The organism is Candidatus Hydrogenedentota bacterium (genome assembly GCA_012730045.1).
Lineage (GTDB): Bacteria > Hydrogenedentota > Hydrogenedentia > Hydrogenedentales > CAITNO01 > JAAYBR01.
This window is the reverse complement of the sequence record JAAYBR010000100.1, coordinates 1-22,750: the sequence shown is the minus strand read 5'-3', so window position 1 is coordinate 22,750 and position 22,750 is coordinate 1. Positions and strand designations below refer to the sequence as shown.

The following is a 22,750-nucleotide window of genomic DNA, read 5'->3' as shown; positions in this document are numbered from 1 at the left end:
CCCGCGATGGCCCCCAGCGAAAGGCTTTGGCCCGGACCCGCGCGCGGCGCGGTCCGGGTCGCGCTTTTCCTCGCGGTGGCGGCCGCCCTCCCCTGCCCCGCGGCGGAGGAGGACTCCTTCACCGTGCGCATGACCGGGTCGGCCCGGGGCACGGGCACCGCCGCCCGCCGGCTCGCCGTGGAGGACGCGCAGCAGCAGGCCCTCACGGAGGCCGTGAAAACCATGGCCAACACGGAGGACCTGGCGCCCTTCCGCATGATGCTGCGGCAGGCGTCCGCCTATGTGCCCCGGCACGACCTCCTGCGCTGCGACACCACGCCGGACGGGCAGACCCACGTGGAAATTGACGCGCACCTCGCGGAAAAGCCCCTGCGCCAGGACATCGCGGCGGTCATGCTGCCCCGGCTGCCCCGCCGCCCGACCGTGCTGGTGCTGCTCGCGGAAACACCCGAGCCCGGCACCCCCCCCGTCACGGAGGGGGGCCCCGCGGCGGCGGCCCTGCGCGAGGGTCTGGAGAAGTTCAACTTCACCGTGAAGGGCGTGGAGGCGCTGCAGCCCCGCCGCACCCCGGAAGAGCTGGCGGCGGTGGTCGCCGGGGGACTCGAGACCGGCGCGCGCTTCGCCCGCGAGAACCTGCACGACGTCCTGCTGCTGGGGGAGGCCTCCGTCACCCGCGAGCCCACCACCGACGGGTCCAACGTGTACCGGCACCGCGGCACGGTGCTGCTGCGCGTCTTCTCCGGCACCGACGGAAAGATGTGCGATGTTTTCACCGCCGAGGGCGTTGTCCAGGGGCTGGACCCCGAAGCGGCGGGGAGCCAGGTGCTCAGTGACGCCGCCGCCCGGCTTGTGGGGGACACGGCGGTTTCGGTGACCCTCGCCATGCTGGCGCGGCAGAACCGCGACCGGGTGATCGTCACGGTGGAGACGGACAATGTCGCCGGGCTCACCGCTGCCGTGGCGGCGCTCCTGGGCGCCGCGCCGGGGGTCACCGGGGCGGAAACGCTGCTGGACGCCCCGTCGCTGGGCAGGATCGCCCTGGAATACGGCGGCACCATGGCGGCCCTGGCAGACTACGTGCACCACCCCCCCGCCGGCGGCGCGGCCCTGGAGGTGCGCCGCGCCGTGGGGCGCGAAATCACCATCGGCCCCGCCTCTGACGGCGGGTGACGGCGGGTCACTCGAGGCCGAGCACGTCCTGCATGTCATAGAGGCCGGGGGCCGCCGCCGCGGCGAACCGCGCCGCCACCAGCGCCCCGCGCGCGAAATTGTCCCGGCTGTGCGCCTTGTGCGTCAGCTCGACCCGCTCCCCCCGGCTGATGAAGGAGACCGTGTGCTCGCCGACGACGTCGCCGCCGCGCACGGCGTGCATGCCGATCTGGCCCGACGGGCGCGCGCCGACAAGCCCCCCGCGTCCGTGGACCGCAGCCGTCTCATAGTCCAGTCCGAGGGCCTCGGCGACCCGCTCGGCCAGGCGGACCGCCGTCCCGCTGGGACTGTCCTTCTTCTGGTTGTGGTGGACCTCGACAATCTCCACGTCGTAGGACGGACCCAAAATGCGGGCAACCTCGCCGGCCACCTTGAACAGCAGATTCACGCCGACGCTCATGTTCGGCGCGTAGACCACGGGAATGTCGGCGGACAGCGCGCGCAGTTCGGCCTGCTGCGCGGCGTCGAGGCCCGTGGTGCCCACGACCGCGGCCACACCCGCCGCCGCGGCGAGGCGGACATTGCCGACGCACGCGGACGCCAGGGTGAAGTCAATCACCACCTGCGCCCGGGCGATCTCGGCGGCGCTGTCGGCGCCGACCACCACCTTCTGCGGACGGCCGCACTCGAGGCCCACCGTGAGTTCGGTCCCGCTGTTCTGCGGAAGGTCAAAGGCCCCCGCGATCTCCATGTCGCCCGCCTCGACGGCGAACTCGAGAATCCGGCGGCCCATGCGGCCGCAGGCGCCGGCCATGCAAATGCGCATGCTTGTCTCTCCAAAAAGGGGTTGGTTGCGTGAAAGGAAACCGCGCGGCCCGCCGGACGGCGGCGCCGGGTCAGGGGAGCAGCCCCTCCAGCGGAAGCGCCTCGTCCACCAGCATCACGGGAATGTCCTCGCGCACGGGATAGAGCCAGGCGCGGTCCTCACGGACCAGCCCGCCGTCCACCGGCTCGCTGACGATCTCCCCGGCGCGGTTGGCCATCTTCCCGGCGGCGATGGCGCTGTTCACCTTCCGGACCAGCGCCGCGTCCGCAAGGGACACGGGGGTTTGGTTCTCGGGGCACACCAGAATCTCAAGCAACTCGGGGCTGATCATCGGTCTTCCTTGTCTCCCCGGGGCTCAGACCGGCGTGATCTTTCCCAGCAAGACCCGCTCCTTGGCCCCGGTGGCCTGGGGGACGTTCGCGGGGGTTCCGCAAAGCGTCTCGTTCCCAAGTATAGCAAAGGCGATGGGCTCGCGGGCGTCATAGGAGATGCCGATGCGGTCGCTCACGAAAATCTTGATGTCCGGCATCGCCCGGCGCAGGCCGAGCATGATCGCGTTGTTCATGGCGCCGCCGCCCCCCACGATCATGTGCGAGACCTCGTGCTTCGGGGCGACAAAGCGCTTGACGGCGTCCGCAATGCTCTGCACCACCGCCTCGGTCACCGTCGCCACCAGGTCCTCATAGGAGTGGTCGCGCCGGTTGGCCAGCGCGTCGCGCAGGTACACGTCCACGCCGAAGCGCTCGCGCCCCGTGCTCTTGGGCGGGTCCTTGGTGAAATAGGCGTCGCTCAGCAGGTACTCCAGAAACTCGTCCACCACCTTCCCCCGCTGCGCCGCCTCGCCGTTCTCGTCGTACATGCGCGTGCCGCGCGAGAGCAGGCGCACCGCCCCGTCAATGATCATGTTGCCCGGGCCCGTGTCGAACGCGATGATGTCGTTGAACTCCGGCGTCACCACCGTCAGGTTCGAGATGCCGCCAATGTTCAGGCAGACCATCGTCCGGTCCTCGCGCCGGAAAAGCAGCCAGTCGGCGTACGGCACCAGCGGCGCCCCCTGCCCCCCCGCCGCCATGTCGCGCACGCGGAAGTCGGACACCACGGGCAGGCCGCACCGGTGGGCGATCACGGCGGGCTCCCCGATCTGCAGCGTGCCGTAATGGTCCCCGGAGGATCCCGGCGGATAGTGGGCCGCAGTGTGGCCGTGAATCGCGACAAAGTCCACCTGCACCTGCTCGTCCGCGGCGATGTCCATCATCGTGCCCGTCGCCTCCGCCATCCGCTCGCCCAGCTCAAAATTGAGCAGGCAGATTTCCTTCGCCGAAAGGTGCTCCCCCAGCAGCCGCGTCCGCAGTTCCGGCTCGTAGGCAAAAGTCTGGTGCGCCAGCATCTTGATCGCCAGCCCGGGGCCCGTGCCCTTGATGCGCACCAGCGCCGCGCTCACCCCGTCGCAGGACGTGCCCGACATCAGGCCGATGCCGAACCGCGCCCGCTTGTTGCGGATCTCTTCCAAATTCATGGCCTGCACCTTTCTCGCTTCGCTCCGCGTCTCCTCCTGCCCCATGGCGCCCAAACCCCCGCCTGCGGCAACCCGGCACGACGGGACAATCCTCTCACCCGGCGCATACGACGCGTTTCTTTTTTTTCATTATACCCAATTCCGCACATTTGTAAACATTTTTCTTTAAGAAAATCAAGCTTCGAGGCCATGAAACACCCGAAACAAGGCCTACCGGGAGCGGAAAGGACCGCAAAACAGGAGAAAACCGCCGCAGCGCCTTGGAGTGCGGTGGCTTGCCGCCGCCTTTCTTCGCGCGGGCTTGCCCGCGCGGCCCTCACGACATGCCCCTCAGTCAAAATCGTCTGCCACGCTCACCCGCCCATAACCAAACGTCGCCACTTTGCGCCGGAACACGTCGTCGGCATTCTGGGAGAATCACGCTGCGGAACAGTGGGCGTACTGTTCCGCGCACGCCACAAGCCCGTGCTTCACCGGGTTGTTCTGCGTGTAATTGATTCTCGCATAGTAGCTCTTCTCATAGGTCAGCCGCGTGTCCCAGTACTGAAACCAGACCCTGCGTCCGGGCGCGCTGTCCAGCCGGTTCAGCTCCCGTGCGGACAGGGAATGCACACACCTCACAGCATCGCGCAGGGGCAGCCCTCCATCTCCGGCAGGAGCCAGAGCCACGCAGTGATAGTGGTTTGGAAAAACAGCCCAGGCCTGGGGTTGCCAACCGTGTTCGCGGAACACCCCAAGGAGCGTGTCCTCAAGAAGGGAAAGCCGGGTGTCCCCGGTGAACAGCGGCCGCTTGTGCAGCGTGCCGGCCGTGATCATGTAAACACCCCCCGGTTCAAACCGGTGGATGGGGGCGTGATGCCACCAGCCCGGCTTGTCCGGCAAGGGTTCGCTTGGTCTGTCGGAGGACGACATGTCCGCAGGGCTCCCGACAAGTTTCACGGTTCCGTGAGAGGATACCACTTCTTCAGGCGGGCATGTCGGCTGAGGTGGAGAAGAACCCTCAGGCGAGCCTGCGGGAAGAAAGGCGGCGGCAAGCCGCCGCACTCCAAGGCGCTGCGCGCTCTGCCGCACCCAGGCGAACAAAAGCTGCGACGGTCCTCCCGCGCGCAACGCGCGCCTTGGAGTGCGTAGGCTTGCCTGCGCCTTCCTTCGCGCGGGCTTGCACGCGGGCGGCAGGACGTCCCCCGTGCCTTATCGGAAGAAAACAATGCCCCCGGAAGGCTGGCCCTCATGGTGCCAACATCCCGGAGGCTTGGATCGGTCCTCGTTGTTGGGGAATCAGTACACGGTCATTCCGTGACCCCGGACAGGATCAGGTCCACCGTGCTCCCGACCTCTGCCGGACCTCCGGCCAACGGGCTCTGATGTACCACATGTCCTCTGGGAATGCTATCGTGAAGCTGGGAGGTGACAGATCCAGGAAACAATCCTGAGCGTAGGAGCGTCTCCTGTGCGGCGGCAAGTTTGTTCGATATGAATATCCGAACACCATCAGTAAACATAGCCTCACAGAGGACGCTTTTCCCATCTGAAGACACGCACAGCACAGGGAGAGGGTATCTCTGCAACGTGAAGCCTGTGGAGACGTCCAAGAGAATTCCGCCGCTGAACCTACCGTCGCCGTATATCTCTTTCCCGTTCGGCGAAAAGCGCGCCTCCACCATGTCAATTTCTTGGGTCACGGCTCCTGTCTGCAAATCCAACACATCGGAAGGGCCGAGAGAGACACCGGAAACCAACAACCAGCGTCCGTCTGGGGAACAATCCACGGTGTAACCATAGGATTGCATCTCGCTGCCCACTCCCGAGGCGACGCTCCAAGCATAGACTTTTCCGCAGGCGGTATATACCGTGGCCCCGTTTGGCGCGTAATCCACAGAACTTACGCCGCGGTCATGATCCGCAAAAGTCTGCACGATTCCCCCTGTGGATGCGTTCCAAACGCGGGCGGTTTTGTCCTCCGATCCGGTAAGCACCGTTGTGCCGTCAGGGCTGAACGCCACCGCCAGGACTTTTCCGGTATGCCCCACCAGCGTCTTCAGCAGGGCGCCGGTCTGCACGTCCCAAATCTTGGCTTTCCAGTCTTCGCTGCCGGTGATCACCCGGTCTCCCTGGGGGGAGAAGGCCACAGAGGTGACCGGTTCCGCATGGGACAGGGTAAACAGTGCCTGTCTGGAGGTTACGTTCCACAGTTTCGCGGCGTTTCCCGCGGTATTGGTGATTACCACTTGGCCGTCCGGTGAGAAAGCGGCGGGCGCTCTCGTGTCAGAGGAAAATCTTGCCTGAATATCGGTTATGGCGCGCTTTCCGACCACGTTTGGAATGGTGGGCTTTCCGCAAACGACCAGATGCACTTCGGTTCCCGGGGCAACCTCCGTGCCGCCGACGGGGTCCTGGCTGATCACGCTGCCCTCCGGCACGGAGACGCTGAACTGCACGGAGACGCTTCCAACAGCCAGCCGCGCGGCCGCAATGGCGGCTTCCGCCTGCGCCTGGGGGATCCCCACCACATAGGGCACCGGGACCGGTTCCGGCCCCGCCGACACCATCAGGCGCACCTGTCTTCCCGGATTGCTGACCGTTCCGGGCTCGGGATACTGGTCCATGACTATGCCCGCAGGCACGGTCTCATCGTGCTGCTCCGTCACCTCCCCCACGGCCAGACTCGCCCGCAGAATGGCCGCCTCCGCCAACAGACGGGTCAGGCCGACCACATTCGGCACCCGGGGAAGCCCAAGGGAGACAACGAGGCTGACAGGGGATCCTGGAACTTTGTTCGTGCCCGCCGTCGGATTTTGGCTCATCACCGTGCCAGCGGGAATGGTGGCATTGAATTGTCCATCCACTCCTCCGAGGACAAGTCCAGCGGCGACAATCGCTTCTGTCGCCGCATCCTGGGTCATGCCGACCACATTGGGGACGGGCACCGGCATGATGCCGTTGGAAATTACGATGTTCACATACGCCATCACGGAAATGGGGGTTCCTGGCGCGGGACTCTGTCCGCACACGCGGCCCACGGGGATCGTTTCGCTGTGCTCATAGGTGACATTTCCCCACGCGAGGTCCGCGTCCCTTAGGGCCATTGCGGCGGAGTACTGGTCCCTCCCCAAGAGATCGGGGACGAGACGCGGTCCACGGGACAACACGAAGGACACCTTCGCTCCGGGGGCCACGCGTGATCCGGCGGCCGGCAACTGCTCAAGGACATGTCCTGCGGGAACGCCGCTATCGTACTGGTGTCCCACAGTGCCCACGACCAAACCAAGAGCCTGGATGGAAGACATGCCTTCCGCCTCGGTCATTCCCCGGAGATCGGGAACAGTCACGGCCTCCGTGGAGGGCGGCTCCGGCCCCTTTGAAAGGACCATGCTTACCGAGGCTCCCCGAGCTACGCGTTCCCCGGCTGCCGGACTTTGTCCGATCACACTTCCCGCCGGCGCCGAGGGGCTGTAAGCCTCCGTGACCTCCCCGACGGAAAACTGAAGCCGCCCGAGAAGGGCTTCGCTCTCGGCCCGCGTCATGCCCGCCAGATCGGGAACCGTCACAAGAACAGTCTTCGGACATCCGGAAAGGGCGAGGACCCAGCAGACAATCAAGAACAGCCCGGCCGTCCGTGTTTTCCGGTTTACATTTCCGAGCCATCCCTGCATGAACCAATTGAACCGCACCATGACCTTTTCTCCTTGCCTGTTGTCCGAAGCGGTATCCCCTGCCGGGTGTCCGCCTCAATCGCCCTCTGTCCGCCTGCGGCATGTTCCAGACTGCCGCGCCGTCGTATGTGTTCTTCCGGCTGTCGTGGGCGGGTAGGCAAGGAGTCAACAAAAAAGGAACGCCGCCTACCTGCGTTCCCAACGGGGCTTCCACACCCTGCACGAACACAAGCCTGACGACGCTCCCAAAGGGGAGCGTCCAGTGCCTGTGTGGTTCGTGCCTTTTTTCGCGGATTACGCGAAGTGGAAGATTTGTCGGGAACCACCCAAGACCAAACGCCTAAGGTCTATTTTCGTTATTGCTGTCTGCTACTGCGTATAGGTTCTCCAATGATTTCAATGCACGCCATGTTCGCGCTCTGACTGAAAACGCGACACCAAGCTGCGGCTAGTCTATGGTGATTGGCCTTTCGACTTCAACTCGAAGCTCCGCCAGGACCTTGGGAAAGGAAAACGGCCCACGTTTTTCTGCGTACATCGCCCGCAGGCGAGCCTGCGGGAAGAAAGGCGGCGGCAAGCCGCCGCACTCCAAGGCGCTGCGCGCACTGCAACGCCCAGGCCAACAAAAGCTACGGCGGTCCTCCCGCGCGCGGCGCGCGCCTTGGAGTGCGTAGGCTTGCCCGCGCGAGCGTCCTGTCTGCGGGACTCCTGAAGCACTTCGCGGCCTCATGGGGGAACGCCCTGCATGAAGACGCTCGTGTGCTGGTGGATGGAGAGGACACCCGCAAGCTGAGCTTGCGGGAAGAAAGGCGGCGGCAAGCCGCCGCACTCCAAGGCGCTGCGCGCTCTGCCGCACCCAGGCTCGCAGAACGCAGGACGGTCAGGTTTCGCCCAATATCCCGCGCAGGCGGCCTCCGGCGGCCTGCAACCGCCGTCGCGCCTCTTCCGACGGCACTTTCAGGACGGCCATCACCACCGCCGTGGGGATGTGCCATCCGGCGCTTTCCAAGAGGTGCGCAGCGTCCGCCTCAGGGCATCCGCCGAGTTCGGCGACGATCCGCGCGGCCCGGCGGCGCAGTTTGGCGTTGGTCGGCCTCATCTCCACCATGAGGCCCCGGCAAACGTATCCGGCCAGGGTCATCCCCCCCGTGCTGATCATGTTGAGGACCATTTTGGTGGCCGTGCCCGCGCGCAGGCGGGTGGACCCGGCGAGGACCTCTGGTCCCGTGTCCAGGGCGATCACGGTGTCCGCCGCAATCGCCGGGCGGGGCACGCAGCAGACGAGCACGGTGGGCGCGCCCGCCGCCCGGGCGTGCTCCAGGGCCCCCGCCACGTAGGGCGTGGCACCGGACGCCGCAATGCCCACCACGAGATCGCCGGGGCCGGCGCTGTGCGCCGCCAAGTCGCGGCCGCCGTGCTCGGGACGGTCCTCCTCCCCCTCCAGGCTGTTCCGCAGGGCCGTGTCACCCCCCGCGATGATGCCGATAACCCGGTCCGGGGACACACCGAAGGTCGGCGGACACTCCGAGGCGTCCAGCACGCCGAGGCGCCCGCTGGTGCCCGCCCCGATGTAGAAGATACGGCCCCCGCCCTCCAGCACGCGTCCGGCCAGGCCCACCACCCGGGCGATTTCAGACGCACACGCCGCCACCGCTGCGCAGGTGTCCGCCTCCCGACGGATCATGAGGTCCACGATGCCCGCCGCGTCCAGCGCGTCGAGGAACGGCCCGCTGTCGGCGCGCCGCTCTGTGGGCGGCAGCTCCGGATGACGCGTCCCGGGGGCGTCCCCGCGCCACTCCGACGCCCATTCCGGCACCCGGTCCAGTGTTTCCGCCCACGCCGCCACGGCGGCATGGCCTGTCAGGGCGCAGGTCATGAACTGGGCCTCGCTGTACATGTCCAAGCACTGCCGGAACGCCTCCGCGTACCGGGGCGCGTTGAGCAGGAGCCCGCCGTGCATGAACACGCGGTAGCCGTCCTCCAGCCCGAGACGCCGCGCCACCACGGCGGTCTGCCCCGCCAGCCTGCGGGCCTGCTCCTCCAGGCAGCCTGCGGCGACATAGTCCCCCTCCTCCGCAGCCGCTGTGACCAAGGGGGCCAGCGCCGCGACCGCGCGCTTGTCAGCGCGGGCAGACCAGGCGACAAGCCCCTCCAGAGACGCCGCCCCCGCCCCCTCCATCAGCATTTCCAGCAGCGGGGTTTCCGGCCCCAGACCGTCGGCCATCGCGGCCGCCGCGCGCAGGCCCTCCACGGCCAGCCGGTAGGCGCTGCCGTCGTCGCTGAAAAGCGCCCCCCGCCCGCCCGCCCGGGCGGTGCAGCCGAAGGCGTCCTTCCCCAGCACGGAAGACCCCGTGCCCGCGATGGTCAGAATCCCCGCACCCTTCCCGGCATTGGCGAACAGCAGCGGGTGCAGGTCCGTGGTGGCCACGACCCTCCCCGCGCCCAGCCGCTGCGCCGTCCCGCGCGCCAGGGCGGCCCGCAGCAACGGCTCCGCCGCCCCCGCAAGGGCCAGACAGACACAGTCCGGAGCGGCACCCTCCGGCAGCAGCCGCTCCGCCAGCTCCACCAGGGTGTCCACAGTCCGCGACAGGCCGTAGGCCACCGGATTCGCCGGACCGCCCGTCCCCTCCGCCAGCAGCGTCGCCCCCCCGTACAGTCCCGCCCGGGTGGCCGTGCCACCGCCTTCCACCGCAAGGATCACCATTGCGCTCCTTTATGGTTGTCCCAGGCACGAACCTGAGTCACATGAAACAAACCTGCAAGTCGGCGTCATGCCGGGCACGAGATTGCTTCCCTCGCTTCGCTCGTTCGCAATGACGCGCGCTTATGCGGTCATGGCAGTAAAGCCATTTTCCGCCATCATGGCACTGACGCCATTTTCCGCGGTCATTGCAGTGACGCCATTTTGCGCGGTCATTGCACTGACGCCATTTGGCGCAGTCATTGCACTGACGCCATTTTCTGCGGTCATTGCAGTGACGCCATTTGGCGCGGTCATTGCAGCAAAGCTGTTTTTTCCGGTCATTGCGAGCGAAGCGCGGCAATCTCGTTCCCGCCAACGCCCGGACACGACGGCAATCCCTTGCCAGAATCTCTCCGCTCTGCGGCATCTTATAGTGAAACCCCCGCGCCGCGCGCGGTGTCCAACTGCGGTAAGATTGCCCACAACCTCGCCGCCGCATGTTTCGGCGGCAAACGGAGTCTACCAAAAATGAAATCCTTCACGGGGATTGCCGCCGCCATGCTGCTCGCCGCCCTCCCGCTCTGTGGATTCGCCGCCGCCCAGGACACCTTCAAGGCCGGGGCCGCCTTCCGCGTTATCACGCCCGACCCGTTGCTGCCGGTGTCGGGGGGGGTGGGCAAGCCCAACCCCGCCACCGTGAAGAAGGGCGAACTGACCACCCGTGCCCTGGTGTTTGAGAAGGGCGGCACGCGCGTCGCCATTGTCAGCGTGGACAACCTGGGCTGGCCCGCCGTGCTGGGCGACAAGACCCGCGCGAAGGTCAAGGGCATCCCGCCGGAGAACATCCTCATCGGGGCGACCCACACGCACAGCGCGCCCGACGCCTACGGGTTCCCCGACATGAACGGCCAGCACGGGGCCGACCTGAACTACCTGAACCGGGTCTGCGACCTGATGGCGGAGGCCATTAACGAGGCCGTGGACACCCTGCGGCCGGCCACGCTGAAGATCGCCGTGGACCGCGCCAAGGGCAAGATCGCCTACAACTACTACGCGCCCGAGCTCTACGACCCCCGCTGCGGCGTGATCCAGGCCGTGGCCGCCGACGGCGACGACAAGGGAAAAACCATCGCCACCCTGGTGAACTACGCCACCCACCCGGAGGTCATCGGCAACGACCAGGGCATCCTGTCCCCCGACCTCTGCGGCCCGCTTTATGACCGGATCGCGGAGAAGACCGGGGGCATGGGCATCTTCATGAACGGTGCCCAGGGCGGCATGGTCACCGCGGACTGCCGCGACGACAACGGCGGCAAGGACATCCAGACCTGGGAGGAGTGCATCCGCATCGGCAATCTCATGGCCGACGAGGCCCTGCGCATCGTGGCGGAGGCCCCGGTCCAGGAGAACCCCAACCTGTACTGCGCCGCGCGGCCCGTGTCCTTCCCGATGGACTCCCCCCTGCTCAAGGCGGTCATCAGCATGTCGCCCCTGGGCTACAACCTGCCCGGCGACGACTTCACCACACGGGTGAACCTGGTGAACATCGGCACCGCGCAGGTGCTCACCATTCCGGGCGAGGCCCTGCCGAACATCGGTTACCATGTCAAGCGCCACATGCCCGCCCGCAACGCCTTCCTGTTCGGCCTCACCAACGACGCCATCGGCTACATGCTGACCAGCGTGGACTGGATGAGCTTCGACCGCTACGAATACATCAGCGAAACGAGTCTGGGCGAGAAGACCGGCGACTTGTACATAGAGGCCGCCCTGAAGTTCATCGAGGAGAGCCCGAAGCCCTGACCGGAGTTGCCCATCGGCCCGCAGGGGGGGTAGAATGCGGGTTTACGGAGCGACCGATCTATGCCTGAGTCCGATTCTGGATATGTGGATTATCTCGAAATCCTGGGATTGCCCCCGGATTTCAAGCCCGCCGACGTGCGCAGGAACTACCGCAAAAAGATCAAAGACCTGCTGGCGGAGATCACCGGCCAGGTCATGACCGAGGACCGGCGCAACCAGTACCTCCTCCAGATCGCGCAGCTCAACGCCGCCTTCTACATCCTGCGGGACAACGACTTGGCCGCGAAGTACCTCGCCGACCGGGAGGAGGTCATGTCCCTGGAGGAGGCCTGGCAGCAGGCGGCCGGCGACGCCTCGGCCGCCGACGGCGGCCGCAGGCAGTTTGACCAGGCCCTGCGGCATTTCCTCTCGACCTATCTGGAGGAAATCATGCTCCAGGCGGGCCGGGACGCGGAATGCGTGGAGAACAGCGGGTGGGACCCCGCCCACGAACGCCACGCCAGCAGCGTGCTCCGCCACTACCGCCAGCGGCTGTACCACAAGATCCACGAGCGGCTCCCCTATTACGACGTCACACGCCCGGAAGTCGACTGGGCGGAGCGGGCGAACTTTGTGCGGGCAATGCTGCGGGGAGGGGATGCCTGATGGCCCGGAAACCCGCCCCAAAAGCCGCCGTGCAGGACAACGACATCCTCCAGGCCCTGGCCTTTGCCATCGCCGCCGGGGATATTGTGAATTTCCGCTTCCTCTTCGTGCCCTATTCCCCCCTGCGGGATGACTCGACGGAAGACCTTCACTCGGACAAGTATGCCTACCTCCTGCCGCCGGACGAAAACGACCCGGCCTACCGGGAGGCCCTCCGGGCCGCACAGGCACCGGGGCTGCTCACCCATGTCCGCGCCCAGCTCACGAAGAACGGTCCGCCCCAGCTTCCCTGGGAGCCCCTGCTCCAGCTGGCGGACAACGCGGTGCGGCTGGAAAAATACGCCGCCGCGGCCCAGGCCTACGAGCTGCTGCGCATCCGGCGGCGGATGCAGGAGGAGTTCCTCGCGCAGGCCGACGCCGCGCTGGCGGCGGGCGACACGCCCGCCGGCGTGCGCGGCTACCGCACCGCCGTGGGGCTGGATTACGACTATGCCGCCTTCCCGGAGCCCCTGCCGGCCGTGCCACGCCACCAGGTGACCGCCCTGATCCTCCACGGGGAGTACCCCCGCACGCCGGAGGAGGCCGTGGCGGTGCAGCCGCCGGACCGCCACGCGGACACGGCGCTGAACTACCTGCTGCAGAATGTCGAGATCGCGGGGCGCCTCTCGGCCCTCCCGCTGGATGCCAAGACGGCCTTCCTCGAGGAATGGGTCCGCCAGACGGACCCGGAATGGGACGCCTTCGCGGAGAGTTACCGGGCCGCCTGCGCTCTCGCCAGGGAGCAGGGGGAGCGCCTGGAGCGCGCCAAGACCGACGCGCCGCCCCAGTCCCTGGCGGAGGAGGTCGCCGAGCTGGCGGCGGAGAACGACAACCCGCGGCGCATCTCGGCCCGGCTGGCCAGCCGGTCCGCCCTTGATCTGGAATGGTGGCAATATCTGAAGGACATGGCCTACGCCCACCCCGCGTCCGCCCTCTTCGTGGCGCGGCAGGCCGTCTCCCACGACACCGAAATCATCATGCCGCGGTACCGCGCGGATTCTAAGCTGGCGCGCCGGCTCGGCCTGGCTGCGGAGTGACCGCCGTGACATCCCCGCGCGCGCATGGTATAGTTCCCGCAAGACGCGCCACGACGGCGCGGAAGGGGGGCGCGCCCGCGTTCGCAGCCGCGCAGTCCCCCGGAGACAGATGTTTTGGAGTTTGAGGAAAATACCCTGGAGACCCCGGCGGAGACGGCGGAAACGTCGGAACCGCAGCAGGAAGCCCGCCGCGAGCTTTACGAGTTCGTGAAGATGGTGCTGGTCTTCCTCGTGGTGTTCTGGTGCCTCAAGACCTTCGTGATCGAGGGGTACGAGGTGCAGGGCCCCTCCATGCTCCCGAACCTTCACGACCGCGAACGCATTCTGGTGCTCAAGGCCCCCCACCAACTCTCCAAACTGGCCCTTTTCGAGGGCCTGTTCACCCCGTTCAAGCCCGGTGACATTGTCGTGTTCGACGGCATCGGGAACAAGCGCTACGTCAAGCGGGTCATCGCCCTGAACCCCAAAAAGGCCGAAAACGGCGTCAATGCCGTCCGGAAGGATGAGCTGACCGCCCTGGACGATGTGGTCCAGGTGGAGTATGACAAGGGCCGGGTGCGGGTCAACGACTGGCAGGTGGACGAGACGGGATACCTGGACCCCGTTGAAATGCAGTCCCCTGACCGCGACCTCTGCCTGCTGCATCCGGGGGAATACTACGTCATGGGCGACCACCGAAGCGTCAGCAAGGACAGCCGCAGTTTCCGCGCCGTGAAGGACGACCAGATCGTCGGGCGGGCTGTGCTGCGCTTTTGGCCCCTGAGCAAGTTTGGCCTGCTGTGAGCGCGACCGTCCTCTTTTCCGACGTCCACCTCAAGAGCGGCCCGGAGGCCCGGCCCGTCCGGGACCAGTTTGTCCACTTCCTCCAGAGCCTGCGCAGCCTGCGCTGCGGGCGCGTCGTGTGCCTGGGCGATCTCTTCGACTTCTGGTTTGAGTACCGCCACGTGTGCTTTTCCGACTATTACACCGTCCTGCGCGCCTTCTCCGACCTGCGCGACGACGGGGTGGCGCTGCATCTGGTCTGCGGCAACCATGATTTCTGGGCGGGGCGCTTTCTGCGGGACGAGGTGGGGTTTCAGATCCACCCGGATTCCGTGGAGATGGACCTGGACGGGCGGCGCGCCCTGCTGTATCACGGCGACGGCGTCAACCCGGCGGACCGGGCCTACCGCGCATACCGGCGGATCGCCCGCAACCCCTTCGTGGTGGGAACGTTCCGCCTGCTTCACCCCGACTGGGCCATGGCCCTGGCCCGCACGGTCAGCCACGGCAGCCGCACCCTCACCCGGGTGGGCGACCCGGCAGAGGGGCCGGAGGCCCGCGCGCTGCGCGAACACGCCCGGGCGCTGCTGGAGGCCGGCAGGGCCGGTCTCGTCGCCTGCGGCCATTCCCACGCGGCGGCGCTGGAGCGGTTCCCCCTGCCCGGCGGCGGCGAGGGGCTCTACGTGAACCCGGGCGACTGGATGCGTTATAAAACCTACGTTTTCTGCGGCGGCGGAACCGTCGAACTGCGGACCTGGGAAGGCTGACCCGTCCGCCGGCTTGGCAAAAAACGGCCCAGTCTGATAAAATTCTCCCAGTGGTTGACGTTTCCCAACGAACGCGTGGAGGATGCTTCCCATGCCGTTGTTCGCCTTCTTCTGCAAAGCCTGCGGCGCCCAGTCGGAGATTCTCGTGCGCGGATCAGAGCGGCCGGAGTGTCCGGTGTGCGGTTCGGCGGACCTTGAAAAACAGATGAGCCATTTCGCCGCCCTGAGCGGAAACTCCACGGACCCCGCGTGCGCGGGCTGCTGCGGCGGCAACGGGGGCCACGGCGGCTGCCCCATGCAGGGCGCCTGCGACCTGTGATCCCGGCGCGCGACCGGAGGGCGGCATGACCGAGGAAGCCCCCACCCCCAAGCCCCCCCTCTCCTTCTGGCGCTGTGTCGCCCGGGGTGTCGTCGAGGCGCACCGGCGCCGGCCGGTCAGTTTCTACCTTCTCCTCTGCTTTCCCGTGGTGATGGTGCTGGGCGCGCAGATGGCCCGGTACCGGGACAACCCGCAGAAGTTCTTCCTGGTGCTGGCCGTGATGTTTCTCTTCTTTCTGGTGGCCAGCGTCAAGGCTGTCCGGGAATTCTTCGCCATCACGCGCGGCCACCTCGCAGAGTCCCGCCGCGCCTTCCGCGAGACCCTCGGGGACGAGGCGTTCATGACCACCCTGGTCGAGCGCACCCGCGCCGCACGCACCCGCGCTCAGGATGCGCCCCCCGCCGAAACGAAGGACGCCCCAACGGAGGGTTAGCCCGAAAGTCCTTCTCCCGCTGTCCGCGCCGCACAATCCCGCCACCACTCCCGGTTGGGTTTGGCCGAAGGGGCGGGCGCGTCCGCAGGCCAGGGAAACACCGCCCAGGGCAGGCAGTGCCTCGGCAGGGCGGCGGCCAGCGCGGCGCGCAGGGCGGAAATCTCGGGAACGGACCCGTCCCGCACGCGCAGGAACGCGGCGGGCACCCGGCCAAAGTCTGGATGCGGCACGGGGATAACCACAACATCGGCCACGCCGTCCAGCCGGAGCAGGGCGGCCTCCACCTCCTCCGGGGCCACATTCTCCCCCCCGCTGATGAACACCGTGTCCGCCCGCCCCAGCACGGACAGGCGGTCCCCGTCCAGAATCCCCCGGTCCTCGGTGGGGTAGAACCCGTCGGCGTCCCGCGCGGGATCCAGACCGCCGTCCCGATAGTAGCCCAGGAACAGGCGCCCCCCGCGCACGGCAATGCGGCCGTCCCCCACGCGCACCGTGCCCGGCTCGATGACCTCAGCGGCGGCCGCCGCCTCGTCCGCCGAAGCGTCCGGCCGCGAAACGGCGATCATGGCGAAAGTCTCCGTCATGCCGTAGCTGTTGCGGACCGGGTAGCCACCCCGCAGAGCGGCGGCAATGAGGGACGCGGAAGACGGCCCCCCACCCAGCAGGGCGCAGCGAAGGGACGCGGGCGGGGCGGCACCCTGCTCCAGCAGGCGGCCGACCTGCGTTGCCACAAGGGAAACATGGGTGGGCTGTGTGTTCCGCAGGGCTTCGGCCAGGGGCGCCCCCGCCGGGGGAAGCACGCACACCGCGCCGGCCTCGGCACAGCGCAGCACCATGGACAGTCCCGAGACATGGTGGAGAGGCAGGCTCAGAAGACAACGGTCCCCCGCGTGGAGGTCCAGCGCGGCGGCAGTGACGCGGGAGGCGTGCCGCATACCCTCGACGCCGTGGCAGACGGCCTTGGGCGTGCCGCTGCTGCCGGAGGTAAAGACCACCAGCGCGGTCTCGGGCCCGACCCCGGACGGGGTCTCCGGCGCCCTTCGCTCGCCGTCACCCCCGCGAAGGCGGGGGCCCATGTCTTCGACGCATGTCGTAACCTGCTGACCCAAGATGGGTTCCCGCTTTCGCGGGAATGACGGGTGGGGGGGCGCATTCTGGTCAGAGGCAACCTCCCTGCCCATATGGCATCGCGACTCATGTGACGTCAGGGGAACAAGGCCGGACGGGGAAACGCGGTGGGTGCATCCCGCCTGGGCGGCGCGGGCCGCCGTGTAGTCCTCCGGGGCGGCGGGATCCACCATGCACACGCACGCGCCGCATTCCCAGCAGGCGGCCCAAAGGAGCAGGGTCTCCACGGTGCGCGCGGCGGGCAGGCACACGCAGGCGCCCATGCCGATCCCCTGACCGGACAGCCCCCCGCGCAGTTCAGAAGCTCGGCGGTGAAATGCCGCGAACGACAGCGTCTCCGTTGGCGTCTCCACGAAGGGGGTGTCGCCAAAGCGGTGGGCCGCCGCGGCGAAGGGGTTTTCCCAGCGTGGGGTGTCAGGGGTGCTCATGAACCAATTCCAGCCGTGAACGGACCACGTCCCCGGCGGCGGCCAGCACCCCGCCCACTTCCGCCTCCGGCGCGTCCAGTGGCAGCCGCCGCGCCAGCACGTCCTCCGCCAGCGCCGCGTAGGTGTCAATGCCCAAGGGTTCGAGAACGCCTTCCCCTGCCGCCCTAACAATCGCCGCAATGCCCACGCCCGACTCATAGGCGGCGCTGGACACCACCGGAAGGCCGGTCTTGATCTCCCCATGAGGGGGGATGCCGCGTTTTCGCGAGCATGAGATTGCTTCGCTTCGCTCGCAATGACGTGTTTTTTCGAGGTCATTGCGAGCGAAGCGAAGCAATCCCGTTCCCGCCAACGCCCCGGAGTCCGGAACATCCCCCGGTTCGCTTCCGCGAATCCCCCCCCTGAAGGGGGGACCGAAAGACAGCCAGTCCTCTGTGGCCGTCTGAAAGGGTCCGCAGAGGGTGGGCTTCCACACCCAGCACGATGCCGCCCGAAAGGCCGGCTCCGCCTCCGCGCGCGAGACGGTGCGCGCGCCGAAGACCTCCTGAAGGGTCTCGTCCAACGCCAGCGGAACCCGCGTCCGCGCCGCCAGTTCGGGCAGCTGCGTCCAGTCCTTGAGGGGTTCCTCGATGAAGGCCACCGGCGCCAGCGCATAGAGCGCATCTTCCTCCGTCATGCGCCGCAGAAAGGACTCCGCCTCCTCCAACGACCACGCCCGGTTGGCGTCGAGCCGCAGGGCCACGTCCGGTCCCAGCAAGCTGCGCAGGTTCAACGTCAACGCGATGTCCTCCCCCACCTTTCTCCCGCCGACTTTCAGTTTGACCGCCTGATATCCCTTTCTGGCCGCTTCGGAGGCGTGTGTGAGCTTCTGCAACCCGTCCCCCCGCAGCAGGGCGCAGAGCGGCACGCGGCGGTTCCCTGACGGCGTGGTATCCCCCCGTGCCGCATGCAGGGCGAAACGGACAGAGGGCGGCGCATCGGGGGGCGGGTCGGACACCCCGCACAGGGCGATCAACGCCTCCCCGGCCTCGTCAAAGGTTTCGCGGCTGAACCCCGGCAGCGGCGCGGCCTCTCCCCAGGCGGAGCGGCCGTCGGCGTCCGCGCGCTCCAGCAGCCACCCCCGGCGGCGGGTCAGCCTTTCCCCGCCCACCCGTATCGGATGGGCCAGCGGCAGGTCGTAGCGGTACACCCGCGTGGTGCCGGGCGTCACCACAGCACCCACCCCACGCCGAACAGCAGGCTGTACAGCAGCAGCAGTTTTCCCGTGCCGCCGAGCATGCGGTTGAGGGCCGGCCCGGACTCCCTGGAGACGGTCCGAACCGCGAACATGGCGGGAACCAGCACCGGCAGGGCGGCAAAGGCGCCGCCGTGCCCGCCCGGGAGCGCGCACAGCAGGGCGGGCACCCCGAGCAGGGCAGCCAGCAGGGACAGCGCGTACTCCGCCCGCGCGAAGCGCGCGCCGAAACGCACCGCCAGGGTCCGCTTGCCCGTGCGGCCGTCCTCGTCCCGGTCCCGCAGGTTGTTCACCGTGAGGATGGCGACGGAGAAGAGGCCGGGGCCGATGCCCGCGACAGCGGCCAGCGGGTCGAAGGAAAGGGTCTGCACATAGGCCGTGCCCGCCACGGCGACGGGACCGAAGAAGATAAACACGAAGACCTCGCCCAGCCCCAGATAGCCCAGGGGATACGGGCCGCCGGTGTAGAGGACGGCGAAGAGCATGGACAGCACGCCGATGACGAGGATGGGCCAGCCGCCCCGCCAGACGAGATACAGGCCCAGCAGAAACGCCGCCACCAGCGTGAGCGCCAGGGCGCGGCGCATCTGGGCGGGCGTCACCAGCCCGGAGGCCGTCGCGCGCACCGGCCCCACCCGCGCCGCCGTGTCGGCCCCCTTGAGGAAATCGTAGTAGTCATTCGCGAAATTGGCGGCCACCTGCAGGAGCAGCGCGCAGACCAGCGCCGCCAGCAGGGAGGGAAAATGCGCGCCCCCGGCGTCCACCGCGAACGCCGCCCCCAGCAGCACCGGCCCCACCGCCGCGCCCAGCGTGCGCGGGCGCGCGGCGTCCAGCCAGACGCGCGCCCCGGCCGGCCGGATGGGTGCCGTGTCCGTCATGATGGGGCCCCTCAGGGGTTGCGCGGGAACTTCGAGAAGTTCGGCGGCCGCTTTTCGAGGAACGCGTTGCGGCCCTCCTGCCCCTCCTCGGACATGTAGAAGAGGCTGGTGGCATTGCCCGCCAGCTCCATGAGCCCCGCCTGGCCGTCCTCGTCGGCGTTCATGGCCGCCTTGATACACCGCAGGGCCATGGGCGACATTTCCAGGATCTCCGAGCACCACTGGAGCGTCTCCTCCTCCAGCCGGTCCAGGGGCACCACGGTGTTCACCATGCCCATCTCCAGCGCCTGGGCGGCGGTGTACTGGCGGCAGAGGAACCAGATTTCCCGGGCCTTCTTCTGCCCCACCATCCGCGCGAGGTGCGCCGAGCCGTAGCCCGCGTCGAAGGAGCCCACCTTGGGGCCCGTCTGGCCGAAAATGGCGTTGTCCGCCGCGATGGTCAGGTCGCAGACCATCGCCAGGATGTTCCCCCCGCCGATGCAGTAGCCCGCCACCATGGCGATGACCGGCTTGGGGCAGGTCCGTATCTGGCGGTGCAGGTCCAGCACATTCAGCCGGTGCGCCCCCGTCTGCGGGTCCACATAGCCCGCCTCGCCCCGGATCTTCTGGTCGCCCCCGGAGCAGAACGCCAGCGGCCCCTCGCCCGTGAGGAGGACCACGCCGACCGCCGGGTCAAACCGCGCATCGCGCAGGGCGTCGCTGATCTCGTCCAGCGTCAGGGGCGTGAAGGCGTTGCGCCGGTGCGGCCGGTTGATCGTGATCTTCGCCACCCCGGGCCGCTTCTCATACCGGATTTCCTGATAGTCCCGGGCCGTCTCCCACCGCGCGTCCGCCATGGCGCCAACACTCCTTCTGGGGGTTCAAAACAACGGGCAAAGTGTACCACAAGGCCGCGGGGCGGGCACCCCGGCCGGGAAAAATGGGCAGGGCAATCGCACTGAAACCGCAAACACCTTCTGGGCGGAGTGCGTTCATTGCCCTCTATCCGACCTCCCCAACGCTGAAAGCGTTGCCGAATATAGCCCAGGCCAGGCCGCCGCCCGAAGGGCCAGGCCTGCCCTGGGTAAACGGGTCAAAAGGATCATGCCCCAACGGGGCAGCCGAAATTGCGGCAGGGGGTGCCGCGACGGCCTCGGGGAAACGCGCGGTCCCCGTCATTTTTCGTGTGCCCCCGCGCGGGCAAGCCCACGCGAAGAAAGGCGGCAGCAAGCTGCCGCACTCCAAGGCGCTGCGCGTTGTGCGGACCCGGGGCTGAGGGGATGGGCGGCGGCCTGCTTGGACAATATGCGGATACCCCTTTGGGACAACAAACACCAAATCACGGATCCGGGGAGCGTTCATGCCGGTCGCTGGCGTTTCTCGAGAGGCCTTTTAGCGTGATTGCCCTGGAAGTGTGGGAGGTCGAAAAGAGAGTCCACGAAGAGGCTTGCGTCTGTGTCCGGCCCAACATCCATAGAATCTCAAATTTGAGATTTGAGATGGGGGACATGAACCCGGGGCCGCCCGGGCGAAACCTCCCTCCCCTCCTGTTCCCTTGCGTTTCCGCCAACTATCCGCCTCTGCGCCTACTGCGCGGGCGGGGGGGCGCTTTGCTGGGCGTTGGGCGGCGCGCCTTCACGGCGTTCCCCGTCGCGGCGCTCGCCGCCGCCGCGGCGGCGGCGTTCGCCGCGCGGGGGCCAGTCCTCGGGGACGCCCGGCTGCTTGTACCAGAGGAAGCGGGGCTTCATCATGCCGAAGCCCTCGACGCGCATGGAGCGCAGGCGGCCGATGGGCACGCCTTTCTCATCCTCGATCTCGGCCTGAAAACCGTAGACGGCGTCGCCGTGGTCGTCGCGCTCCTCGATGGGGGTGATCGTCTTGACGTAGCCGCCCTTCTGGATCAGCTCCTCCAGGTTGTTGAGCTGGGCGACGACCTTCAGCTCGTCCTCCGACGGGCCGCAGCCCTCGGGGCCGTACATGGCAAAGAGCACCAACCCGGAGAAACTCAGGGCCACCAGCGACCCGACCACCTTCACGACTTTTGTCCGGTCAGCCATTGCGCATTATCCCCCGTCAGGACCGGGTGCGGTCCAGCAGCGTGCCCAGGAACAGGGCCATGCCGGTGTTGGCGGGCACGCGGCCCGGGTACCGGATGAACTCGACATGGCCGTCCATGTAGAGGACATTGGACCCGCCGGGCACATGGTTGAAGTATTTGACATTCTTGGAGACGGTGTCGAACATGACCCAGATGTCGCTCTGGGCCTGGGAACTTGCGGAGGGGTTGTTCACGTCCGTGATCAGGAAGCGCTCAATGCCCTCGCGCAGACGGTAGATCGTGTCCCCGCTGCCGTTGCCCATGGACTGCCCGCTAAAGGCCGGGACCTTCTTGTCGTCGTCGGCGACGCGGAAACTGGCGGCGCGGATCTGGTCGTCCCCGGAGAGGCTGTTGCGCTCGGAGATGACCTGGGCCACCGTGGCGGTGAACAGCGCGATGAACTGGTAGGGGCCGGTGGCGGTCGGGTCGTCCAGGATCATGTTGTTGGGCAGGCCCGGCATCATGTTGAAGATGGAGGTGAGGTCAATCTGGGGGGAGTCGTCGCCGCATTTGTCCAGCACCCACCCCATGTAGGCGTAGCTCATGTCAATCGCCTCGGGGTCGTCCATAATGTCCAGCCGCCCCGTCTCATCGTTGCGGATGTCCTCCAGCGTGCTGTTCGGGTCCGACGGGCACAGGGCGATGGACGGGTCCGTCATGTATTCCGGGTAGATGGCCCGGACCATGGGGCCGATGGCGATGTCGGCGTTGCGCAGGGAGTAGGCCTCGAACTGCATGGGCGGGAACTTCCCGCCGCCGGCCTCGTTGGCGTACATCTTGTACACCAGCCCGAACTGTTTCAGGTTGTTCTGGCAGCTCGCGCGGCGGGCGGCCTCGCGCGCCCGGGCCAGCGCGGGCAGGAGGATGGCCGCCAGAATGCCGATGATGGCAATGACGACCAGCAGCTCAATAAGCGTGAATCCCTGATGATGCCTCTTCATCGCATGACCCTTTCGTGCCGGTCACCCGGGCAGAATCCGAAAATATGGCACATTTCACGGACCAGCCCCGGGCTGGTCCGGTTTCACCGGGGGCTGCGGGGGAGGGAAGGTCTTCCGGGCAGAAGATTTCCGCGTCGGCCGGGGCGCTGGCGGGAACGAGATGGCCGCGCTTCGCTGCTAATGAAGTGGACGTATTCTTCCGCGCCCCAAGCCGAAGGTTTTTCTCTGCCAAACGTGGAAATGGCCGAAAGCGAAAGTCTTGGGCATCCCGGAGGGATGCAGGACACTAGCCGGTGGTTGAGCGTAGCGATACCACCGGACAGCAGCCCCCCCATTTCTTCAAGAACCCCGGCAGGGGTTCAGGACGCGTCGGTTCCCGCTGGCCCCGGAGTCCCGCACCCCTGCCGGGGTGCCAGAAAGGAAGAGGGGGCG

At 67.5% G+C, this 22,750-nt stretch carries 21 protein-coding genes; 8 read left to right on the top strand and 13 right to left on the bottom strand.

Features of this window, described 5'->3' with window-relative positions:
• Positions 1-6 precede the first annotated feature (6 nt).
• Positions 7-1,170, top strand: coding sequence for a hypothetical protein (locus GXY15_10415; GenBank protein NLV41625.1), 1,164 nt, complete (start codon positions 7-9; stop codon positions 1,168-1,170).
• 7 nt (positions 1,171-1,177) lie between these two features.
• Here GXY15_10415 and GXY15_10410 read toward each other — a convergent pair whose 3' ends face one another.
• The 7 genes from GXY15_10410 to GXY15_10380 form a co-directional block, all read right to left on the bottom strand.
• Positions 1,178-1,975 (bottom strand): 4-hydroxy-tetrahydrodipicolinate reductase, encoded by a 798-nt coding sequence (locus tag GXY15_10410; protein ID NLV41624.1) that lies wholly within the window; start codon positions 1,973-1,975, stop codon positions 1,178-1,180.
• 70 nt (positions 1,976-2,045) lie between these two features.
• Positions 2,046-2,306 (bottom strand): Trm112 family protein, encoded by a 261-nt coding sequence (locus tag GXY15_10405; protein NLV41623.1) that lies wholly within the window; start codon positions 2,304-2,306, stop codon positions 2,046-2,048.
• A 24-nt stretch (positions 2,307-2,330) separates the two neighbouring features.
• Positions 2,331-3,491, bottom strand: a complete 1,161-nt coding sequence (locus tag GXY15_10400; protein ID NLV41622.1) for an anhydro-N-acetylmuramic acid kinase — start codon at positions 3,489-3,491, stop codon at positions 2,331-2,333.
• A gap of 417 nt (positions 3,492-3,908) precedes the next feature.
• Positions 3,909-4,307 (bottom strand): hypothetical protein, encoded by a 399-nt coding sequence (locus tag GXY15_10395; GenBank protein NLV41621.1) that lies wholly within the window; start codon positions 4,305-4,307, stop codon positions 3,909-3,911.
• A 473-nt stretch (positions 4,308-4,780) separates the two neighbouring features.
• The gene (locus GXY15_10390; protein NLV41620.1) at positions 4,781-7,165 is read right to left on the bottom strand and encodes a PASTA domain-containing protein; all 2,385 of its coding nucleotides are present in this window, start codon (positions 7,163-7,165) and stop codon (positions 4,781-4,783) included.
• Positions 7,166-8,024: 859 nt separating this feature from the next.
• Positions 8,025-9,848 carry an N-acetylmuramic acid 6-phosphate etherase gene (locus GXY15_10385; protein NLV41619.1) on the bottom strand — a complete coding sequence of 608 codons (1,824 nt, stop codon included), beginning with the start codon at positions 9,846-9,848 and terminating at the stop codon, positions 8,025-8,027.
• A 120-nt stretch (positions 9,849-9,968) separates the two neighbouring features.
• Entirely contained in the window at positions 9,969-10,214 is a 246-nt protein-coding gene (locus tag GXY15_10380) for a hypothetical protein (GenBank protein NLV41618.1), read from the bottom strand.
• A gap of 171 nt (positions 10,215-10,385) precedes the next feature.
• Between GXY15_10380 and GXY15_10375 the strand changes: the two genes are divergently transcribed.
• The 7 genes from GXY15_10375 (at position 10,386) to GXY15_10345 (ending at position 15,632) form a co-directional block, all read left to right on the top strand.
• Entirely contained in the window at positions 10,386-11,630 is a 1,245-nt protein-coding gene (locus tag GXY15_10375) for a hypothetical protein (protein NLV41617.1), read from the top strand.
• Positions 11,631-11,690: 60 nt separating this feature from the next.
• A complete protein-coding gene (locus GXY15_10370) occupies positions 11,691-12,275 on the top strand; it encodes a hypothetical protein (protein ID NLV41616.1) in 585 nt (194 codons plus the stop codon).
• Entirely contained in the window at positions 12,275-13,351 is a 1,077-nt protein-coding gene (locus tag GXY15_10365; GenBank protein ID NLV41615.1) for a hypothetical protein, read from the top strand. Before GXY15_10370 ends, GXY15_10365 begins: the two co-directional genes overlap by 1 nt.
• A 114-nt stretch (positions 13,352-13,465) precedes the next feature.
• The gene (gene lepB, locus GXY15_10360; GenBank protein NLV41614.1) at positions 13,466-14,134 is read left to right on the top strand and encodes a signal peptidase I; all 669 of its coding nucleotides are present in this window, start codon (positions 13,466-13,468) and stop codon (positions 14,132-14,134) included.
• A complete protein-coding gene (locus tag GXY15_10355) occupies positions 14,131-14,880 on the top strand; it encodes a UDP-2,3-diacylglucosamine diphosphatase (GenBank protein ID NLV41613.1) in 750 nt (249 codons plus the stop codon). Before lepB ends, GXY15_10355 begins: the two co-directional genes overlap by 4 nt.
• A gap of 91 nt (positions 14,881-14,971) precedes the next feature.
• Positions 14,972-15,199, top strand: coding sequence for a zinc ribbon domain-containing protein (locus GXY15_10350; protein ID NLV41612.1), 228 nt, complete (start codon positions 14,972-14,974; stop codon positions 15,197-15,199).
• 25 nt (positions 15,200-15,224) lie between these two features.
• Complete coding sequence (locus GXY15_10345; GenBank protein ID NLV41611.1) at positions 15,225-15,632, top strand: hypothetical protein; 408 nt, start codon at positions 15,225-15,227, stop codon at positions 15,630-15,632.
• Here the strand turns inward: GXY15_10345 and GXY15_10340 are convergent.
• The 6 genes from GXY15_10340 to GXY15_10315 all read right to left on the bottom strand — a co-directional run bounded on the left by GXY15_10340 (position 15,629) and on the right by GXY15_10315 (position 22,318).
• Positions 15,629-17,188 carry an AMP-binding protein gene (locus GXY15_10340; protein NLV41610.1) on the bottom strand — a complete coding sequence of 520 codons (1,560 nt, stop codon included), beginning with the start codon at positions 17,186-17,188 and terminating at the stop codon, positions 15,629-15,631. The two genes, GXY15_10345 and GXY15_10340, sit on opposite strands and share 4 nt — an antisense overlap.
• On the bottom strand, positions 17,175-18,398 hold the full coding sequence (gene menC, locus GXY15_10335; protein NLV41609.1) for an o-succinylbenzoate synthase: 1,224 nt from the start codon (positions 18,396-18,398) through the stop codon (positions 17,175-17,177). Before menC ends, GXY15_10340 begins: the two co-directional genes overlap by 14 nt.
• Positions 18,395-19,300: a 1,4-dihydroxy-2-naphthoate polyprenyltransferase gene (locus tag GXY15_10330; GenBank protein NLV41608.1), complete on the bottom strand. Its 906-nt coding sequence runs from the start codon at positions 19,298-19,300 to the stop codon at positions 18,395-18,397. Before GXY15_10330 ends, menC begins: the two co-directional genes overlap by 4 nt.
• An 11-nt stretch (positions 19,301-19,311) precedes the next feature.
• Positions 19,312-20,136 (bottom strand): 1,4-dihydroxy-2-naphthoyl-CoA synthase, encoded by an 825-nt coding sequence (gene menB, locus GXY15_10325; GenBank protein ID NLV41607.1) that lies wholly within the window; start codon positions 20,134-20,136, stop codon positions 19,312-19,314.
• A 729-nt stretch (positions 20,137-20,865) separates the two neighbouring features.
• Positions 20,866-21,336, bottom strand: a complete 471-nt coding sequence (locus tag GXY15_10320) for a hypothetical protein (protein NLV41606.1) — start codon at positions 21,334-21,336, stop codon at positions 20,866-20,868.
• Positions 21,337-21,352: 16 nt separating this feature from the next.
• Positions 21,353-22,318, bottom strand: coding sequence for a DUF1559 domain-containing protein (locus GXY15_10315; GenBank protein NLV41605.1), 966 nt, complete (start codon positions 22,316-22,318; stop codon positions 21,353-21,355).
• Positions 22,319-22,750 lie beyond the last annotated feature (432 nt).

What these genes read in the sequence shown, in the direction of transcription:
- GXY15_10415 (NLV41625.1), top strand. Translation starts at nt 7, where the DNA reads ATGGCCCCCAGCGAAAGGCTTTGGCCCGGACCCGCGCGCGGCGCGGTC.
- GXY15_10410 (NLV41624.1), bottom strand. Translation starts at nt 1,975, where the DNA reads ATGCGCATTTGCATGGCCGGCGCCTGCGGCCGCATGGGCCGCCGGATT.
- GXY15_10405 (NLV41623.1), bottom strand. Translation starts at nt 2,306, where the DNA reads ATGATCAGCCCCGAGTTGCTTGAGATTCTGGTGTGCCCCGAGAACCAA.
- GXY15_10400 (NLV41622.1), bottom strand. Translation starts at nt 3,491, where the DNA reads ATGAATTTGGAAGAGATCCGCAACAAGCGGGCGCGGTTCGGCATCGGC.
- GXY15_10395 (NLV41621.1), bottom strand. Translation starts at nt 4,307, where the DNA reads ATGATCACGGCCGGCACGCTGCACAAGCGGCCGCTGTTCACCGGGGAC.
- GXY15_10390 (NLV41620.1), bottom strand. Translation starts at nt 7,165, where the DNA reads ATGGTGCGGTTCAATTGGTTCATGCAGGGATGGCTCGGAAATGTAAAC.
- GXY15_10385 (NLV41619.1), bottom strand. Translation starts at nt 9,848, where the DNA reads ATGGTGATCCTTGCGGTGGAAGGCGGTGGCACGGCCACCCGGGCGGGA.
- GXY15_10375 (NLV41617.1), top strand. Translation starts at nt 10,386, where the DNA reads ATGCTGCTCGCCGCCCTCCCGCTCTGTGGATTCGCCGCCGCCCAGGAC.
- GXY15_10370 (NLV41616.1), top strand. Translation starts at nt 11,691, where the DNA reads ATGCCTGAGTCCGATTCTGGATATGTGGATTATCTCGAAATCCTGGGA.
- GXY15_10365 (NLV41615.1), top strand. Translation starts at nt 12,275, where the DNA reads ATGGCCCGGAAACCCGCCCCAAAAGCCGCCGTGCAGGACAACGACATC.
- GXY15_10350 (NLV41612.1), top strand. Translation starts at nt 14,972, where the DNA reads ATGCCGTTGTTCGCCTTCTTCTGCAAAGCCTGCGGCGCCCAGTCGGAG.
- GXY15_10345 (NLV41611.1), top strand. Translation starts at nt 15,225, where the DNA reads ATGACCGAGGAAGCCCCCACCCCCAAGCCCCCCCTCTCCTTCTGGCGC.
- GXY15_10340 (NLV41610.1), bottom strand. Translation starts at nt 17,188, where the DNA reads ATGAGCACCCCTGACACCCCACGCTGGGAAAACCCCTTCGCCGCGGCG.
- GXY15_10330 (NLV41608.1), bottom strand. Translation starts at nt 19,300, where the DNA reads ATGACGGACACGGCACCCATCCGGCCGGCCGGGGCGCGCGTCTGGCTG.
- menB (NLV41607.1), bottom strand. Translation starts at nt 20,136, where the DNA reads ATGGCGGACGCGCGGTGGGAGACGGCCCGGGACTATCAGGAAATCCGG.
- GXY15_10320 (NLV41606.1), bottom strand. Translation starts at nt 21,336, where the DNA reads ATGGCTGACCGGACAAAAGTCGTGAAGGTGGTCGGGTCGCTGGTGGCC.
- GXY15_10315 (NLV41605.1), bottom strand. Translation starts at nt 22,318, where the DNA reads ATGAAGAGGCATCATCAGGGATTCACGCTTATTGAGCTGCTGGTCGTC.